The 18248-nt window shown below is 46.6% G+C and carries 18 protein-coding genes and 1 tRNA gene; 8 read left to right on the top strand and 11 right to left on the bottom strand.

Going from position 1 to position 18248, the window contains the following annotated elements:
* Positions 1-36: 36 nt before the first annotated feature.
* The 8 genes from DESAL_RS01510 to modA (DESAL_RS01545) form a co-directional block, all read right to left on the bottom strand.
* Entirely contained in the window at positions 37-2760 is a 2724-nt protein-coding gene (locus DESAL_RS01510) for a molybdopterin-dependent aldehyde oxidoreductase (RefSeq protein WP_012765892.1), read from the bottom strand.
* Between the two features lie 66 nt (positions 2761-2826).
* The gene (locus DESAL_RS01515; RefSeq protein ID WP_012765893.1) at positions 2827-3846 is read right to left on the bottom strand and encodes a molybdopterin-binding protein; all 1020 of its coding nucleotides are present in this window, start codon (positions 3844-3846) and stop codon (positions 2827-2829) included.
* A 651-nt stretch (positions 3847-4497) separates the two neighbouring features.
* Positions 4498-5229 carry a Rossmann-like domain-containing protein gene (locus DESAL_RS01520; protein ID WP_012765894.1) on the bottom strand — a complete coding sequence of 244 codons (732 nt, stop codon included), beginning with the start codon at positions 5227-5229 and terminating at the stop codon, positions 4498-4500.
* A gap of 12 nt (positions 5230-5241) precedes the next feature.
* Entirely contained in the window at positions 5242-5916 is a 675-nt protein-coding gene (locus tag DESAL_RS01525) for a molybdate ABC transporter permease subunit (RefSeq protein ID WP_012765895.1), read from the bottom strand.
* A gap of 4 nt (positions 5917-5920) precedes the next feature.
* Positions 5921-6646 carry a molybdate ABC transporter substrate-binding protein gene (gene modA / locus DESAL_RS01530; protein ID WP_012765896.1) on the bottom strand — a complete coding sequence of 242 codons (726 nt, stop codon included), beginning with the start codon at positions 6644-6646 and terminating at the stop codon, positions 5921-5923.
* Entirely contained in the window at positions 6646-7350 is a 705-nt protein-coding gene (locus DESAL_RS01535) for an ATP-binding cassette domain-containing protein (RefSeq protein ID WP_012765897.1), read from the bottom strand. Before DESAL_RS01535 ends, modA (DESAL_RS01530) begins: the two co-directional genes overlap by 1 nt.
* Positions 7347-8012 carry a molybdate ABC transporter permease subunit gene (modB, locus tag DESAL_RS01540; protein ID WP_012765898.1) on the bottom strand — a complete coding sequence of 222 codons (666 nt, stop codon included), beginning with the start codon at positions 8010-8012 and terminating at the stop codon, positions 7347-7349. The genes DESAL_RS01535 and modB overlap by 4 nt, the downstream gene beginning before the upstream one ends.
* A complete protein-coding gene (gene modA, locus DESAL_RS01545; protein WP_012765899.1) occupies positions 8012-8758 on the bottom strand; it encodes a molybdate ABC transporter substrate-binding protein in 747 nt (248 codons plus the stop codon). The genes modB and modA (DESAL_RS01545) overlap by 1 nt, the downstream gene beginning before the upstream one ends.
* A 136-nt stretch (positions 8759-8894) precedes the next feature.
* Here modA (DESAL_RS01545) and DESAL_RS01550 point away from each other — a divergent pair, with 136 nt between their 5' ends.
* Positions 8895-9974: a TOBE domain-containing protein gene (locus DESAL_RS01550; RefSeq protein WP_157046907.1), complete on the top strand. Its 1080-nt coding sequence runs from the start codon at positions 8895-8897 to the stop codon at positions 9972-9974.
* A 39-nt stretch (positions 9975-10013) separates the two neighbouring features.
* Here DESAL_RS01550 and DESAL_RS01555 read toward each other — a convergent pair whose 3' ends face one another.
* Complete coding sequence (locus DESAL_RS01555) at positions 10014-10517, bottom strand: hypothetical protein (protein WP_012765901.1); 504 nt, start codon at positions 10515-10517, stop codon at positions 10014-10016.
* A gap of 302 nt (positions 10518-10819) precedes the next feature.
* Here DESAL_RS01555 and DESAL_RS01560 point away from each other — a divergent pair, with 302 nt between their 5' ends.
* Together DESAL_RS01560 and tpx are read left to right on the top strand one after the other, a co-directional pair.
* Positions 10820-11875, top strand: a complete 1056-nt coding sequence (locus tag DESAL_RS01560) for an ABC transporter substrate-binding protein (protein ID WP_197528770.1) — start codon at positions 10820-10822, stop codon at positions 11873-11875.
* 92 nt (positions 11876-11967) lie between these two features.
* On the top strand, positions 11968-12483 hold the full coding sequence (gene tpx, locus DESAL_RS01565; protein WP_012765903.1) for a thiol peroxidase: 516 nt from the start codon (positions 11968-11970) through the stop codon (positions 12481-12483).
* 62 nt (positions 12484-12545) lie between these two features.
* Here the strand turns inward: tpx and DESAL_RS01570 are convergent, their stop codons facing one another.
* Together DESAL_RS01570 and DESAL_RS01575 are read right to left on the bottom strand one after the other, a co-directional pair.
* Complete coding sequence (locus tag DESAL_RS01570; protein ID WP_012765904.1) at positions 12546-13850, bottom strand: hypothetical protein; 1305 nt, start codon at positions 13848-13850, stop codon at positions 12546-12548.
* Positions 13851-13861: 11 nt separating this feature from the next.
* On the bottom strand, positions 13862-14659 hold the full coding sequence (locus DESAL_RS01575; RefSeq protein WP_012765905.1) for a hypothetical protein: 798 nt from the start codon (positions 14657-14659) through the stop codon (positions 13862-13864).
* Between the two features lie 191 nt (positions 14660-14850).
* On the opposite strand from DESAL_RS01575, the gene DESAL_RS01580 reads away from it, so the two are divergent.
* The 5 genes from DESAL_RS01580 to DESAL_RS01595 all read left to right on the top strand — a co-directional run bounded on the left by DESAL_RS01580 (position 14851) and on the right by DESAL_RS01595 (position 18247).
* Positions 14851-14926: transfer RNA gene (locus DESAL_RS01580), tRNA-Thr, on the top strand.
* Positions 14927-15488: 562 nt separating this feature from the next.
* Positions 15489-15740 carry a hypothetical protein gene (locus DESAL_RS01585; RefSeq protein ID WP_012765906.1) on the top strand — a complete coding sequence of 84 codons (252 nt, stop codon included), beginning with the start codon at positions 15489-15491 and terminating at the stop codon, positions 15738-15740.
* Entirely contained in the window at positions 15727-16719 is a 993-nt protein-coding gene (locus DESAL_RS01590) for a hypothetical protein (RefSeq protein ID WP_012765907.1), read from the top strand. Before DESAL_RS01585 ends, DESAL_RS01590 begins: the two co-directional genes overlap by 14 nt.
* Positions 16706-16852, top strand: a complete 147-nt coding sequence (locus tag DESAL_RS20165) for a hypothetical protein (protein ID WP_012765908.1) — start codon at positions 16706-16708, stop codon at positions 16850-16852. Before DESAL_RS01590 ends, DESAL_RS20165 begins: the two co-directional genes overlap by 14 nt.
* A 216-nt stretch (positions 16853-17068) precedes the next feature.
* The gene (locus DESAL_RS01595; RefSeq protein ID WP_012765909.1) at positions 17069-18247 is read left to right on the top strand and encodes a TrbJ/VirB5 family protein; all 1179 of its coding nucleotides are present in this window, start codon (positions 17069-17071) and stop codon (positions 18245-18247) included.
* Position 18248 lies beyond the last annotated feature (1 nt).

The raw sequence follows: 18248 nt of genomic DNA on the forward strand, positions 1-18248 counted from the left end.
AGTGCATGCACCCGAATCCGGATTACATTTAACTAATTAGCCTTTCATTGCAGCGAGAACCTTCTCGGGGCGAGCCGGGAGATGGGTTACGCGTGCGCCGCAGGCATTGTAGATAGCGTTGATAACAGAAGCGTGCGGGGTGGTCAGCGGAAGCTCACCAACACCGGAGGCACCGTGCGGGCCGTCGGGACGTTCGGTTTCAACGTATACGAGTTCGATATCATCGGGAATCTGTTTGATGTAGGGGAAGCCAGCACCGACCATGGTGGAGTGCTTCTTGATGTCTTCGTAGTCCTCAGTGAGGGCCAGACCGACACCCTGTGCCAGACCACCGTACATCTGACCGTCAACAGCAAGTTTGTTGTTGATCTTACCGATGTCGGCAACGAGTTTCATCTTTTCAACCTGAACTTTACCGGTTGCGATTTCAACTTCTACGCCGGACATGAACAGACCGTACATGTAGCAGGCAAAGGGGCTACCCTGACCGTTTTCATCACAATCGGTTGCCGGAGCGGACCATTTACCTTCGTAACGGAGCTCTTTACCGGCTGCGACCATTTCGTCATAGCTCATGTAGGAGTTGTCTGCTTTGCGCATTGCATCCATCAGGTTGCGGCATGCTGCAATAATTGCGTTACCGATCACAACCTGTGAGCGGCTACCACCTGCGGGGCCACCGTTGGGGCAGTTGCGGGTGTCGTTCATAACCAGATGAATCTGCTCAGGCTTGAGGCCGAGGGGACGCAGGGTTTCGTGAGCAGTACCCAGACAACCGATGTCCGCACCCTGACCGTGGTCATGCCAGCAGTTGAAGAGGGTTACAGAACCGTCTTTGTTCAGTTCGATTGCGGATTCTGCGGTGTCAGGTCCGTCAAGACCGGAACCGTAGATACCAACTGCGATACCAACGCCGCGTTTGAAGCCTTCAGCTGCATCTTCAGCAGCCCATTTCTTCATTTCCTCGTACTTGGGACGACCGGCGGTGAAGATGTCTTCCAGGCAGTATACTTCAGGTTTACAGCCGGTGGGAGTGGTGTCGCCCTGGCTTTCGCGATAGACGTTCTTTTCGCGCAGATCGAAGGGGTCCATGCCGATCTTTTCTGCCAGTTCGTCCATCATGACTTCATAGCCGAATTCACTTTCAGGAGCACCGTAACCGCGGAAAGCGGAACCCCAGGCGTGGTTGGTGCAGACGGTTTTACCGAGGCCGCGGATGTTCTCCAGTTTGTAACCGGCACCGATGAACTGTGCGCCGCGCAGGGTCAGCAGGTCACCGAATTCGGAGTAGGGACCGTGGTCGCAGATCCAGTCGGTTTCCATACCGAGCAGTTCACCGTCTTTGCTTGCAGCAAGGCGGATGTCGGTGAAGAAGGGAGAGCGTTTACCTGTGTACTGCTGCTGCTGTTCCCAAGTGTAGTTCAGGAATACAGGCTTTCCGGTTGCGAGGCAGGCTGCGCCGACCAGTGCTTCCATGGTGGGGGAGAACTTGTAACCGAAGGTACCGCCGGCGTAGTTCTGAACCATGATCAGGTTTTCCAGCTCGACACCGAGACCGGGAGCGATCATGGCTGCGTGCAGATGCAGGCCGATGGATTTGGAGTGGATGTTGAGTTTGCCGTCATCATCGATGAAAGCGAAACCTACGTCCGGCTCGATGGGCATGTGCGGCTGGCGCTGTACATAGTAGGAGCCTTCAAGCACAACGTCTGCTTTGTCCATGATAGGAGCAGTGTCTTCACCCTTAACGATCTTCTGTTCAAAGTAAACGTTGGGAGTGCCGGGATGAATTTCTATTGCGTCTTCAGCCATAGCGGAAGGAGCATCCATGTATTCGGGCAGCTGTTCCAGTTCTACTTTTACCTTCTTGGCTGCTGCTTTCGCGATTTTTTCGGAAGTAGCACAAACGATGGCGATAGCGTCACCGTACTGGAAGATCTTTTCATCTGCGAGGATGGGGCGGTCCCAACCGTCACCTTTGTTGGTGGGGAAGGTGATCAGACCGGTAATGCGGTTTTTACCCTTGATGTCTTTGTAGGTAACAACCTTTTCAACGCCTTCCATTGCTTCTGCTTCGGAAGTATCAATGGAGATAACGTTGGCGTGGGAAACTTCAGCCTGTACCAGAGCGCACTTGAGGGAACCTTCGGGCATGTTCAGACCGAGGTCTGCACCGTATTCGAGAGTACCTGTAACTTTGGCAACTGCGGTGGGACGGGGATATTTGGAACCCCAGATGCGCTGGTCTTCGGGCATTTTGAACATCAGTTCATCTTCGCTCATGTCGCCGCGCATAACTGCTGCTGCGTCCTGAACTGCGTCAACCAACGGTTTGTAACCGGTGCAGCGGCATGCGTTGCGGTGCTTCTGGAACCATTCGCGGATATCTTCGCGGGTAGGTTTGGGATTGGCGATAAGCAGAGCGTAGGTGGAAACAACAAAACCGGGAGTACAGAAACCGCACTGTGCGCCGCCGTGGGCAATCCATGCGAGCTGGATGGGGTGCAGCTTGGTGGGGGTACCGATACCTTCAGTAGTGAGTATCTCAGTGAAATCTTCAACCCGTTTCATTTTGAGGGCACAAGTGCGCTTGAGTTTGCCGTCGATGATGACGGAGCAGCTACCGCACTGTCCGGTTCCGCAACCGATCTTAACACTGAGCAGACCGAGTTTTTCACGCAGAACACTGGCGAGGGTATCATCATTGTCGCAAATGATGAACTTCTCTACGCCGTTAACTTTTAGAGTCCGTTTAAGCATGGGGAGAACCTCCTTGAATTACTGCTGTTTATTAGCAGGCGTCCGAAAAGGACGTCGAACTATCCTCTATTTACCGAAAGAACACAGCGGGTAGCGACAGGTATCGCAACCGGCGCAGAAACCACCGTGGCCCAACTCGGCGATTTCCATGCGGGTGGGGCGTTCGCCAGCCACAATCCGCGGAACTATAAGGTCGAAAATACTGGCCCGGTAGTACATGACGCAGCCCGGCAGCCCGACAATGGGTACGCCGTTCAGATAGCCGATCATGAACATTACTCCGGGGAAGGTGGGGGAGCCGTAGGTAACTATTTCAGCACCTGTGGCCCGGATGGATGCCGGGGTCTGGTCGTCAGGGTCGACGCTCATGCCGCCGGTGACCACCACCATTTGCGCTCCGTCATCAATTGCCTTGAGGATCGCGGTGCTGGTCATATCGGGATCATCGCTGACAAAGGTCTGGCCGATGACTTCTGAATTGAGTTTGGAAAATTTTTTGCGGATAACCGGACCGAATTTGTCTTTAATCCGGCCGTGATAGACTTCACTTCCGGTAGTGATCAGACCCACTTTGAGATTGCGGAAAGGCTTCACGCTGACAATGGGACCGCATTCACGGCAGATTTCTTCAACCTGCTCGATCTTGCTTTCATCGATAACCAGCGGAACAACTCTGGTTCCGGCAACTTCGCGGGATTCAGTGATCTGGATGCCGTTGTGCAGGGTGGCCAGCACAACTTCGTCGATACAGTTGATGCGGTTCAGGGCTTCCACATTGATACAAAGCAAGCCCGGTGAAGCGACCATGTTAATACGTCCCTCACTGATATCAGTGAGAGTTATTCCCGGTCCGGCAGCAGCTTTGGCAATGCGTCTTGCGGCATCGTTTTCGTGCAGCTGTCCGTCTTCGAGGGTAAGGATGTAAACATGCTCCTTGCCGATTTCTAAGAGTACCGGAATATCTTCCGGGGTGATGATATGTCCTTTCTTAAAGGCAGGGCCCTTGTATTCTCCGGGGACGATTCGGGTCATGTCATGGCAGAGGACATTACCGATGGAGTCCTGAACAGGAACAGTTTTCATCATGAGTTAAGGCTCCGGGTTGAATTTGTGAGTAACGGCTGTATTGCGGTTTGAAGCAGCCTGATCCGTTTTTTCGTGTCAGCTAAATCTTTATCGATATATCAAAAAAGACATAATTTTAGATGCTGACTCACTAGAGAAAGACTGTGAAAGTAACTCTATGAGCTTGGGGTTTATATGTCCAACTGGATACAATAAGTCAAGGAACACCAATATATTGGTGGTTTGGAATCGTTCCATTTTGGACAAACTTGCACAGCCTTTGATTCATCAGGGCTGTTTGGGACGCACCTCATTTGACTGGATTCTACAGCAAAATTAGGTCCAAAATGACATAATCAATAAAAACAGGCAGTTGAAGGAATGGTGGTTTTTGTGACTGGATCAATATTTTTAAAAATATTTTTACAGGGTTTTATTTGTTCGCTATGATAGTTAGTTTAATGTGTGAAAGTTCGCATAAAAAGCTGGCCTCATGGACTGTGTGTCATTTTGGGACAGTTGTCACAAGGCAATGTGTCAGAAGCTGACTGTGCAGAATTGAAACAGTTTCAGATCAGGAGGCAGGCGGTTTTTGCAGGGGTGCAACCGATATGTGCAGAATGGCAACCTGCCGGAAAAATGAGGTTAAATTCCGGCAGGTAATTGATGTTATTAAGAACTCTGGCAGCAGAATCGTTGCCAGCCCATCATTTCCGCGGCAGCGGATACGGTAGTGCCGAAGAAAATTGTCGGTTTGTCATCACGAAGGAAGTTGCCGATGGTATCGTTAACTATGGTTGACCCGGTGACAACCAACAGGTTTACATCATCAAGCACTTCAGCCGTATTATCCGGTCCTTCCACATTGATTCCACATTTTACCGTCCCGATATTGTCTGGATCGAGATCTACTATGCGCATTTCAAAACGACCGGAAAGGGCTTTGATCATAGCCGGCTGAAAACCGATGAGTCCCAGTTTGGGGTTGCCGTATTCTTTTGCAATATAATCGCCAAGTTGAGGAGCGCAGAGAGCCGGACCCTCGTCCTTACAATGAATAGTTCGTTCGGCATTGCCGAGGCTGCATTGCACAGCATTAAGTGCGGAAACGAAGATAGCGCGGCGAAAGTTATTGGTTAGGTCCATTTCTGCTATTTCACGCAGGGTATTGCTGAAATCCCCATAGCGGTCAGTGAAGGCCTGTCCCTTGTAGCCTCGGAATTCAGCTTCCATTAGTTTTTCCTTACCGCGCAGAAGCGGGAAGTCGTCACCTTCAGGATTGCCTATGGCTTCTTCAGTGCTCAAGGTTCGTGCTTTAACTTCAATGCTTTCATCGAGTATGCCAGCTGATTTCCAGATATCGTAGGCCCGGGACTGGACCTCTTTTAAAATTGATTCTTTCATTCTGATTCCTTTTTATTCCGCGTCAGAAAATTTTTTCAGCGCGCTGAAAATGGTTATGGAAGCGATGCCGATGATGGACGAGAGGACTGCTGCCCGTTCAAATTCACCGTTGAAGACCGCGTTGTATATTTCAAGTGAAAGTGTGTTGGTGCGGCCTATCACGTTGCCGCCAAGCATGAGGCTCATGCCTACTTCACCAAGTGAACGGGCCAAGGCCAGCAGGGTGCCGGCAGCGATAGCTCTTTTAGTGCAGGGGAGCAGAACTTTCAGGAATATCTCTGTTTCGGATTTTCCTAAGACTGCTGCAACCTCGTGCAATTTTGCTGCTTCGGCTGATTTCAATGCTGCTTGCACCGGTTTGACCAAGAGCGGCAATCCGGCAATAAAAGCCGCCACCACCAGACCGGGAAAGCCGAAGATAATGCTGTCCCCGAAAAGTTCGGCAGCAGGGCCGCGTCTGCCGAGCAGGAAGAGGAGCACGAATCCCGTTGCCACTGGAGGAAATACCAGCGGCAGGGTCACGGCAGTGTCTATGAAATTATGCAGCACCCCTTTACTCCGCGAAAGCCAGAATGCCAGCGGAACTCCTGCAATCAGCTGCAACACACCCGCTACCCCCATGACCTTGGCAGAGAGGGCCAGCGGGCTGAGTGTTGCGCTGTCGGAGAGGATAGCCCCAATGTCCATGCTTTTAGTCCTGCATACCGTGGGCAGCTACAATTTTGCGTGCTTCCTCTGATTTCAGGAAGTCCATGAATGCAGTGCATTCTGCAGTATGCTCGGAGTTGCTCATCTGTTCCACAATAATGGAGATGGGCGAATAAGTTGTCTCGTCCACAATCACGAATCCACCGATGGAATCCTTGATTTTGCGGGCGTGAGTCAGGTTAATGAAGGCATAGTCCACTTCACCCGCCACCACGTATGATGCCGATTGCGGCACAGTGGCAACCATGAGCAGTTTCGGTTCAAGGCTGGCGAAGATTTTTTTATTTTTCAGATATTGCTGTGCTGCTTTGCCGTAAATGGCCCGCTTGGTATCAGGCAGAGCGATGCGTGAAACGTCCTTTGAAAGAAGGTCGTCTGAACCGTTAAAGCTTTTGCCTTTGGGATAAGCGATAACCAGTCGGCCCCGACCTACTTTTTGGGTTGCGCAACAGTCGAGATCTGCTTTCTCCAGAAAAGATTTGTCACCGAGGACCAGATCTACAGAACCGCTGTTGCGGGCCTGTGCTGTGACCCGGGCCATGTTTCCGTATACCCGCTCGACCTCGTTTCCTGATTGAGCAGTATAGGTTGCAGTCAGTTTGTCCACCAGTGAACGGTATCCCGCTCCTGAAGCAATGACAATTTTTGCTTGGGCGGCAGCGGGTACAGCTAGCAGAATCAGAAGCAGCAGGGTAGATATCTTTTTCATTACAGATTTCCTACAAGTTCAAGGTGTGGATGTGGTTTAGGCTCAGGGCAGAATCTGTTGCGCTGGCGTTCCAGCCACTGCGGTGATTCCTGTCCGTTTTCGAGCACGAAGATGGAGTCGGCTAAATAGTAGGCTTCTTCCAGATCATGGGTTACGTGGATGATGGGGATGTTCAACTCACTTTTCAGTTCGCGTAATTCCTTACGCAGTCCTTCGCGGGTGGCGATATCCAGTGCGGAGAACGGTTCATCAAGCAACAGCAGTACAGGTTCGCGGGCCAGAGCCTGACAAAAAGCGGCTCTCTGGCGTTCTCCGCCGGAGATATTGGAAGGTTTGCTTTCAGCGATGTGGGCGATTCCGAATTTATCCAGCAGTCCGGGAACGCACCCCTTGTCCTTTGCGGCAAAGGCTACGTTCTTGCGCACATTAAGATGCGGGAACAGAGTGTATTCCTGAAAAACAAGACCCAGTCCCCGCTGCTGGGGTTTGGCAAAGTTTTGTGTGGCAGTGTCCACCCATATCTTAGCGTTAAGCGAGATGCTTCCGCTGTCCGGTCTTTCCAATCCGGCAATGATGCGTACCAAGGTGCTTTTTCCGGCACCGGAAGGACCTACGATAGCGGTCAGGGTGCCGGGTTTACAGTTCAGGGCAACATCCAAAGCAAAATTGGGCAGCTGTTTTCGGATATTAATTTTCAGGGTCATGATCTGCTCCGGCTGACTTTATTGAGTCGATTTATGGCTAACAGGGCCAGAAAACTGACCGGGATGATTGCCAGCGACATGTACATGGCATCGTCATAACGCATGGCTTCAACTGCTTCGTAAATGGCGATGGAAGCGACTTTAGTTGAGCCGGGAATGGACCCGCCGACCATGAGGATAACTCCGAATTCACCAAGGCTGTGGGCAAACACCAGCATGGCAGAAGCCGCCAGTCCGGGCAGGCTGTTGGGCAGCACTACCCGGAAAAAGGTTGCTGTTGAGGAAAGCCCCAGTACCGCAGCGTTCTCCAGCAGCCGTATATCCAGTTTTTCAAAAGCCGCACGCATGGGTTGCACCGCAAAAGGAAGGTTATACACCAGTGAGGCCAGCAATATGCCGGAAAAGCTGAAGACCATGCGCTCTCCGGTAAGGTCCTTCCAGAATCCTCCCAGCGGTCCCTGCGGTCCCATGACTATGAGCAGTCCGAAGCCGAGGACCGTGGGAGGAAGCACCATGGGGAGAGAAACAACAGCATCAATCAAGCTTTTGCCTTTGAAATCAACGAAAGCAAGGATGTAAGCAATAGGCGCGGCAACAATCGGGATGAACATGGTCGTAGCCACAGCCAGCTTGGCAGAGATATAAAGCGGGTAGAAATCCATTAGTCATACCCGTATTTTTTTTTGATGGCGGTAGCTTCGGGGCCGGACAGGAATTCAACAAATTTTATGGCTGCAATTTTGTGCTCAGATGATTTGAGAATACAGGCGGCCTGAATTACCGGAGGCGCTTCTTTTACTACTGCAAAGCGGCCTTTTTTGCCTGTGGGGGTGAACATGGATGAGTACGCGCAGAATCCGGCATCTGCAGCCCCTGTGGAAGCAAACTGAAAAGCTTGTGCAATGGACTGGGCATAAACGAGTTCCGGTTTGACCTGCTCCCAGAGCTTTGCGTGCTGCAAAGCGATCATTGCGGCGGTTCCGTAGGGGGCGGTTTCTGTGTTGGCGATGGCAATTTTATTGAGCTTGCCGGCCTTTATTGTTTCCTGCCAGCTATTTCCTATATTTTTCTTGTCCTTAGACCAGAGAACCACTTTGCCCTTGGCATAGACGAATGGTGTTTCAGTCAATCCATCGTTAAAAAGTTTCTGGGGACGGCGTTCATCCGCAGCTAGAAAGAGATCAAAGGGAGCACCGTTCACTATCTGAGCGTATAGTTTTCCCGTGGAGGTGTATGTGGCTTGAACTTCAAGGCCACTGGCTTTTTTGAAAGCGGGGATGATTTCTTTCATGGCGGGCATGAAGTTGGCTGCCTGCGCGATCATAAGGTCGGCGGCGCTGGCTGTAAGGGGCAAAGCAAGCAATAGGATCAAAAGCGGGGTGAGGATGAGGGCACTGATTCGTTTCATTATCTATTCTCCATTTTGAAATTGAGGTCTTCCTGAATTGGCTTTATCAGTGTCTTATGCTTATGCAGGGAGCGGTAAAAAATTCAAACCGGTCACGCATTCTAATAAAAACGTGACTGCTCGAAGGGTTATTCAAGTGCAGAACAAAGGGACTGGAAATAAAAAATCTCAGGCTGGAGAAAGCAGGCTTGCTCCGTCGAAAGTATTTGATGTGCCTGAAAATATTCTTCATCTTGATGGTCGGGAACTATCTGCCCTCGAAGGAGAATTCCGCAGCTGGAAGGATAGGGTTGTACGTGCAGATTACGTCCGGTCCCGCACAAGGGTCTATTGCCTGTTTCTGATTCTGAGGCATACCGGAGCCAAGCTTGGTGAGATTCTCGGACTTGATGAGCGCAGCAAGATTGATCTTTCCAAGGCTGTAATTATGCTCGGCAAGGATGGACATGAGAGGGAAGTGCCTTTGCCGCAATCAGTCTGTCGTGAACTCAAGGGATTGATTGACGGTCCTATGGGAAGCGGGCTTGAGGGGGAACTTTTCCATCTTGACCCCGGCTATGTGCGGAGAATTTTTTATGAGCGGGCCGATGCCTGCGGACTGGAACGCAAAAAAGGCGCGCCTTCGGTGCTGCGCCGCTCACGGGCTGTGGAATTATTGCGTAACGGCGTTCCGTTGGGAGTGGTTCGTAAGGTTCTTGGGCAGTCTTCCGCAGATCTTGCAGCAGTCTATCAGGAATGGTCCTCCGGTGATGTGAAGAACATTGTCCGAAGAATGGCTCTTGAGGAGACCGCGCTTAAGTCCAGTGCCCGTAATACTTTTATTGGTCAGGTAAGTTCAGTGCGCCGTGACGGTGTGTTGGCAGATGTAGAATTTGAGACCGCCGAAGGATTTACTATCAGCTCGGTTATCACCCTAGAAAGTTTATACAAACTTGATCTTGAAGCTGGGGTTTCAGTTTCCGCTACAGTCAAAGCTCCACTGGTGGCGGTCCGTCCGCTAAGGGGAAAGGGCACAAGCTCCCGCAATTGCGTTCCTGCGAAAGTAACATCAATCAAACAGACAGAAATTCTGGCAGAAGTTTCCGGTGAATCCAAAGGCGGAGTCCAGATGTGTGCACTGGTGACCTCATGGTCAATTGAAGAAGAAGGTTTGGCTGAGGGTGCTGAGGTAGAGTTTTGCTTTAAGGCTTTATCTGTAGTTTTGCATGCAGTGTAAAGTTGGGCAAGGCTTGGTGCCTTGCCCAAAGTAATTTTTTTAGAATGGCTGTCCGTTGTTAATATCGGAAAGGGCAATTCCAAAACCTTGGTTGTTTGACGTTTGAAGAGTCATACCAGCAACAAGTGCTTTTCTAAGTCTTGAGTCGTTTGACTTCCATTCAATTACTGCGTGTCCAATAGTCCACACTGATGTTCCTTCTGGTTTGAGGGAATACATTCTTGTAGAATGGGCAGGGAGGGTGAAATCTCCTGTTCCACTTGAAATCAATCCCCAGGTAGTACCTCCAGAATATATTTTGCTATACTGAGTAAGATCATTTCCTGCATGGTCGTAGACAGTTATTCTACACTGGACTTCTTCTCCGGTTATATTTGTAACGGTGAAATATGGAATGTAGTAATAATTTGCATTAGGATAACAGGTCCAAATGTTCGGAACTATAGTGCTTCCTTGTGCGTTGAAGTCGTTTTGAGCAATTGCACTTTCGCAAACTATAAAAAGTAATGCCATCACCATAAATGCTTTTGTCATTATTTTCATTAGTTAAATCCTTGGTTATAATTGATGTATGATATCAGCTGTTATTTGATGTTTATTTCCTTGTCAATTTCACGATAATGCATGCATTTTTATGCAGTCTGATTTTTATTTACCTGCAGCTTATGTTATAATGTCATATTGAGTTACTTTTGGCATATAATGCCCGATTGTAGTGATGGTTATGCATTATGTCATGTGAGCAGCAGGTGGTGCGCGTGCGTTATTTTTTCTTAATTTTTGTTTCGCTTTGCATTTTTATATTTACCCTCCCGACAGCATCTTTTTGTAAGGATAGCAATGAGTTGACTGATAGGATGGAGGTTGTCTTTCTTAATCCCGGTAAATCTGATCCAAGTGATCCCACTGGTGGATTCTGGCTTGAGGTTAGTTCTTTCATGCAGGCCGCCGCAGATGATTTGGGTATAGATCTGGAAGTCATATATTCTGAGCGTAACCATGTGCTAATGGTTAAAGAGGCTGAAGAAGTACTTAGCCGTAAGCACCTTCCTGATTATCTTATAGTAGTTAACGAGAAGCTTGCTGCCGGGAAGATAATTGCCCATGCGGATGCAAAAGGAGTTAAGGTTTTCAATCTCTTATTGGATTTTTATGGCGATCAGGCCAAGACGCTGGGAGAACCTAGAGGGAAATACAAGAACTGGATTGGCGGTCTGGTCCCCGATAACCGTTGGGCCGGATATAATCTGGCAAAGAAGTTGATAGAAAAGGCCGCAGAGCAGGGTATTGCTGAAAAAGATGTGAAGCTTTTACCTATTGCCGGAGACTATGTTACTCAGGCAACTCTGCTCAGGAATGCCGGGTTGGGGTATGCCCGTGCCGATTTTTTCGAAGCAAAAATTCTTCCTGAAATTCATTGCTTGTGGCGCAAAGACAAGGCCTTTGATTTGGTAAGCAAATTTTTAGTACGTGACCCCAAAGTCAATGTTATCTGGGCGGCTAATGATCCTATGGCTCTGGGTGCCATTGAGGGCATAAAAGAGAATGGCCTAATTCCGGGCAAGGATGTCTTGGTCGGTGGAATAAATTGGGACAAACCTGCACTGGAGGCAGTAAGAGAAGGCTCTTTGGCTTTTTCGGTGGGTGGTCATTTTATGACAGGAGGCTGGGGGCTGGTCATGCTTTATGATTATCACCACGGCTATGATTTTATTGGAAAAGCAGGTCCATCGATCAGGAAGAGGATTTTTTGCGTTGTTGATGAACATAATGTGGAGCGTTTTTTAAAAAGATTTGGCTCCCGCGACTGGTCTAATATTGATTTCAGGAAATTTTCAAAAGTCTACAATAAGACAAACGCCGATTACGATTTTTCGGTGAAGGCTTTATTGAAGAATTAGGGCTGTGATTATTTATTTCGGATGTTTGTTGTCGGAATTTCCCGGTTGTGCTATCGGTTAATCAACTAGAATTAAATCAATGGAGTTAAACCATGAATGAAAGAACAGGAATAATCACTTTTCAGGGCAATCCCCTGACTCTTCTTGGAACTGAAATTAAAGTGGGCGACAAAGCTCCCGGATTCAACGTTACTGACAATGGACTTGCTCCCAAAGCTCTGTCTGATTTTGCAGGAAAAGTTTTGATCATCAGTGCAGTACCTTCTCTTGATACTCCGGTCTGCGATATGGAGACCCGTAGGTTCAACAACGAGGCTGCATCTCTTGGCGAAGACATCAAGATCCTGACTCTGTCCATGGACCTGCCATTTGCTCAGGCCCGTTGGTGCGGTGCTGCCGGAGTCGAAGCAGTGCAGACCCTCTCCGATTATAAAGAGTCTTCTTTTGGAGAAGCTTACGGCGTGTTGATCAAAGAACTGCGCCTTCTCAGCCGTGCAGTTTTCGTAGTCGATAAGTCCGGTGAAGTTCAGTACGTACAGTATGTAAATGAAATTACCGAGGAACCGGACTATGATGCCGCCCTCGCTGCCGCTAAGAAACTGGTTTAGTATTATATTGATTTGTAGAAATTAAAGGCCCCTGTCTTGTGTGACAGGGGCCTTTCTTATGGTCAATTTTGTGCCATTTGATTGCATTCAATTATAAAAGCTTCCAATGCCCCATTAATTTTACTGGCGATGCTGGGAATATTCGCTTTAGTAGCAGTTGCTAATTCTTTATTGAGTTCTTCTAATCTGCGGATAAATTTCCGTTTTGCAGCTTCGTATTTAGTTTGCAATGAGGATAGCTTAACTTTGGCTGTTCCAAGACTTGCACTTTGTTGGACCTGTTGTTGTGCATCGTCCGATTTATTTGAGGGAGGCACACTTGGAATTGATGGCAGTTTTGTTCCGGTAGCCATTTGAGCTATTTGCAGGGCAGTACTGCTGACCGCTCGGCCAATCATCAGTTGACTTTCAATGGTGCTGGAGGGATCTCCATGAACTTTCTGTATTCGCGGGTTCATAGGAGTATCTTGAACCATGACAATATTTACTTCGCCGTCTGCGCTTGCGAAGGTTCTGCCTCCCATAACATTCCATTTAGACAAGTTTTCTTTTTTGGTAACAATTTTCCATATAGGATCAGCTGGGTCCTGAAGTCTATATATCTGGCTGGTTTGCAAGCTAAGTGATTTGGCGATTTCGTTAAGGTTCTGATTGTCGGTTTTGTCTATCTTTACCTGAATTGGTTTTTCTTCAATCTGTGCTTTAGTATCTCTTTGGACGTTTGAAAGTTTATTGATCTCTTGTTTTAGTTTATTGTATGCGTTTTTGTTATTCTTTTGTGCTCGTTCTAAAGCGACCTTAGTAATAAGGTTTGCATTGCTGGCAATTTCATTTTCGAATTTAGTCTCTAGTGGGCCGGCGAGTTTCTCGGTTTGAACTTCTACACGTTCAGACATCTTGAGTATCTTACCCGCTGATTTTGCTAAAGAGGCTTCGTTGGGATCAGGTTTATTGAGCCGTTCACGATACATAGCAATAAGTTTTTTGATAGCATCTATATTGGAAATTATTAATTCTTTTTGGCTCTCAACTTTTGTAATGAAGTCTTCTTTCTGAGTATGCATGCTGCCTTGTTTCCATTTATCCGTGCATTTTTGAGCAGATTGTATGTTATTGGCTAGGCAACCCAGATATAATATTTCCATTGTTTTTTCAGCCAGAAGAGTTCTGTCTTTGGCAATTTTCTCTGCTTTTATTCTTTTGTTGTCCAAAGTGATTAATAAGTAATCTAGCTCCGTTTCGTTCATATAGGATGTCTGCAGTTCTCCAGTATAAATAGCCAGTTCTGTAGAAAGTGTGGCCTTACTGCATCCAAGAGCCATAAATACCAATATAAGGAGTATCAATGATGAAGTTTTTTTAATCATGGAAGTTCTCCTTAATTCATGCTTTTCAGCATTTCTATAAGATTTTCAAGCTCAATAACTTTGGACTTTCTGGACGTTTCATCCTTAGTTTCGATTGCCGATACAGCAGACATTTTTTGGGAAATTAGAGTGCATTTGTTTTTGTAGGCTGCAATATCTTCTATTACGACACTATATTCACCGTTGGCTTGATTGCCGAACAGTGAGGAAAGTTGGGTGATGCTTAAAGCTGTATCTGTGGACTGGGTGAAGCTGTTAATGGCGTTAATTACTTTTGAGGGGTCCGAGGAAAGCATGAAGACCATTTTTTCATCAGAGTGGCGTAATCGTACTCCGGCAGTTGGATCGAATTCAATGTATACCATCCCTTCTCTGTTAATCCCTTCTCCTTGTCTTGCAGGGAATGATGTGACGAGGCGGAGAGTATTTAGAACTCTTTCTCGCTCCTTATCTGTGGAATTGCTGTTTGAAGCAACCTTGAGCCAGTTTTTGTATGTTTTTTCAACTTCTGAATTGATTGCATCTTCGATTGCTTTACGGGTGGCTAAGTCCTTCACAGCCTGATCTGCATTTACGGCTCCGGTTAAGCTGTCAACGCTGTTTTTCGGGTACCATCCTGAAGCATATTTCCCTTCCGTGAAGTCTGTATCGGCTTCGATTTTGAGCCTGTAGATATTTGCTTCGCCGTCAGCGTTGCTCACTGCGTAATATCGCGTTTCTGACACCGTAACTGAGCCACATCCCATTATAAGAGTACAGCACGTCAGTATGAATAGTGATATTGTTTGGTGTATGCCTGATGACCTCATAAAACAGTGCTCCTTACATGGTGGTTATTTTTAAAATACCTCATGTAGGTTATGGCATTCACTATTAGAATCGTCAATCTCTTTGTGTGTCCGGTTGATGTACTTGCATAAAGCCCTCAGTAGTAGTTAATAACCGAGTCTTTTCGGCTTGACCGGAGTTTAATGCCTGATATATGTGGTAGATATCAAAAGCCAACGTAGCTCAGTCGGTAGAGCAGCTGATTCGTAACCAGCAGGCCGTCGGTTCAATTCCGATCGTTGGCTCCATAACAAAATCAAGGGTTTACACTTAATGTGTAAGCCCTTTTGTTTTGTCTAAAATATGGTTTGTCCCCGTTTTTGTCCCCATATGACCCAATGAAAGGTTGAACCTGCGAATGCCTCTTTTTAATATCGAGTTGATTTCGGATTGTCTTACAATATCACAAAAACACAAAAATACTGTATTTTTGTATTACAATGCACTAAAATAATTAGCTTTATTGCGCTGAGCTTGAAAATGTGTTTATGGTGATTCCTATGTGTTCACAGGGGATATTCAACATCACGAACACCAAACTTAGTTCGGCAGTACCAGAAGCTATTTTGTAGAGAACAGCAGCTAGTGTGAATTAAAGAATTCTTGAATTCTTGCATTCTATAATGCTGAAATAATTAACTTTATTGCGCAGAATTAAAAAATGTGTTTAAGGTGATTCCCATATGTCCATGGCGGAATGCTTGGGCAAAAAATCAAGAGCTATGCAAATGATTTTTTGTTTTGCCCAAAAATTACAAACGCTCCTTATCAACAAATACGTTGGCTAAGGACACAGCAATAGGAAATCATATGAGAAAAGTTCAAACTTCACTTGTAGATTTGGCAGAAAAGTTACCCCCCATTATTAGCCGCAGCCATGTTGAAAAATTTCTTGGCGGGGTCATATCCTCCAAGAGCCTTGCGAATCTCGACAGTCTCGGCGAAGGGCCGCCCAAAATCAAAATCAGCGGTAAAGTTGCATATCGAACCGAAGAGCTGCTTACGTGGTTAAGCACCAGAAGTTTTGCCTTTGAAAAGGGGGATACTCATGCCCCAAGGTAAGCTTAAAATAGTCGCTGCAAATGCCCGCACCGATGCCCCTTCAAATGTCAATGCATCCGCAATTGCCGCCGCGAATCGCGGTGCAATTGACGGGGCAAATAAAGCCTCACTGAAATCTGTTTTTACCAGCCTTACCAAGAATATGAATGTGATCCTTTCATTTCTGATCAAGGAATACGGGGTTGGTTCCTGCTTCAAAATAAGGTGCATTGATATACACTACGCAACAGGTGTCAGTGTTGATACTGTACAGAGAATATTAACAAAATTTGCGTATGAAAGTTTTCTGACGAAAAGGAAAATCCGGGACGGACGCTTTCAAGGGCTTGAGGTTAACTTGAAGCCAGTCTGCAACCATTATCAGAATTTTATCCTGAATGAGGCGTCAGTTGCACCCGCAGCCGTTACGGGATTTCAACCTAGTATAGTAAGTAGTATTAATAATTCTACTTACTCTGAAGAGGCTTTGAAAATTCTCGCGGTGACTGATGAAGAAATAAATAGCAAATATCCCGCTCTCGCAGGAATTGGGTTCGGAGCTGACCAATTGCAGCAAATCGTCAAAAAAAGAGACAAGCCACGGAAGTCTCTTCATATGGTGCTGACGTCCTTAGAGTTTGCGAACTATGAAATCGAAAACGGTGGGTTCAAAGATCATAAGGGTAAACCCGTTGAAAAGCCCCTTGGTTATATCTTTCAAGCTCTCCTACGCTTTGGGAGGCTCGATAAGCCAGAAGGGTTTAAAACAGCTGAAGAGCAAGCCGCTGATGCTGCTGAAGAACGATTGAGAGTCCTTAAGGAGGCCAAGAAACGGGAAATGGATGCTCAGTATGAAATCTGGTTGCTTGAATTGTCCGCAGAGGAACGAGAAGAAATTCTTAGTACAAAAAAAATCGGCATTCCCGATGATGTTTTTTTAAAGAACTATTGGCGAAAGCACATTTATGAGCAGAAAGGGGGTAGCAATGCCAGAGCGTAAAAGCAAAACCCTCTTCGTGGATTTGCCGGAACATCTACGCGACAAAGAGATGATCGCCGAGTCCTGCGATACAGAGTGGAGTGTCTGGTACCTCAGAACTCAATTTTTAGCTTCCGTTAGCATGTGTTCTTGAAAAGTTCTGGGGATTAAAAACAGGACTGCTGCAATAGAAAACTAGTCTCCATGCGGGAAGATAGCACCACTACATCAAAAAATGGCCCGGCGGGAAAGCCTCAACCATAAGTTACACTTTGTCTAAAACTGTAGCTTATGGAGCTTTGAGGTACCAATCTCATGCTGCTCAAGGCAATGCCATAAATATAAGCGCAACAGAAATACAGGAGAAATTATGGCTATTTCATCACTGTGTGCTCTTTCATTCGAAGAGCTTCTTATAAAGTTTTCAAATAGAACAACTGAGTTTGTCAGAATCCTTCATGCCCTTTGCCAGAGTCCGAGAGGGCGTTCTTTGTATTACAAAGAGCTTATTGAATTAGCAGAGCTTAAAGAACGTAAGCTACAAATCAAGAGGAAAAGGCAAAAACTTATCAGAGAAGAAAAAGAGCTTGATGAGGAAATCAGAAGGGAAGCCCTAGCGAGGCAAATTTCTCTCGATATATACGCAGTTACTACGAAAAATATTGTGGCTGCTTGTGCTGCGTTTTTTATTCTTCTGGGTTTCTTTCCAATGAAAGCTGAAGCAATGACTGTCAGTGATCCCGGCTCATATGGCTACTATGTTCAGCAGCTCAAAGAGGCGCAGTTACAGCTTGCGGCTGCAAAGGAACAGATAGCTAACCAGTTGCAAGAAATTAAGGTCCTGCAGGACACATACAAAATGGCTACCGAGCAGCTTAAAGAACTTAACGATATTAAAGACCAGGTAAAAGGATACTACAATCAAGGAAAGGATTTAGTTGGTAAAATCAAAAGCATAAAATCTCAGATAGAGGCTGTTCCGAACACTTTGCTGGATCAAGGACAGGCCATAATGTCTATTATTGGGGAGCTTGGAGATTTTACGAATCCAGAAGTTGCTCTTGATAAAATATTTGGTGACCCCCGGTCCCCTGATTACAACCCATGGGAAACCCTTTCCATGAAATACGAGATTCGCCAGAATGGATTAAAAAACGCCTTAAATCATTCGGAAAAGCTCTTAAAAGGTATGAAGGAACGTTTTGCAGGAATTGAAGAACTGACAAATAAAATTGACCACACAGAGAATATTAAAGAAGCACAAGACCTTACTAATGTGCTGTTAACTCAAATCATAGCAGTTTTATCAGAACAATTGGCACTTCAAGCACAGCTTGGAATAGCTACTAATTTAATGGACTTCTCCGGTGTGAAGGATGGAGAGTTAAAAAGAATAGAAAGTGCTAGAGAGAGCAGCAAATCAAAATATGAAAAAGCCAAGAGTGATTATTTAGCTCCATACAAGGAGATGGAAAGCAACGGCATCAACGTAGACAATCCATCTTCTTCTGATTTGATCAACATCATAAACACATATGGAGCTAAATAAA

The organism is Maridesulfovibrio salexigens DSM 2638, from assembly GCF_000023445.1.
GTDB lineage: Bacteria > Desulfobacterota > Desulfovibrionia > Desulfovibrionales > Desulfovibrionaceae > Maridesulfovibrio > Maridesulfovibrio salexigens.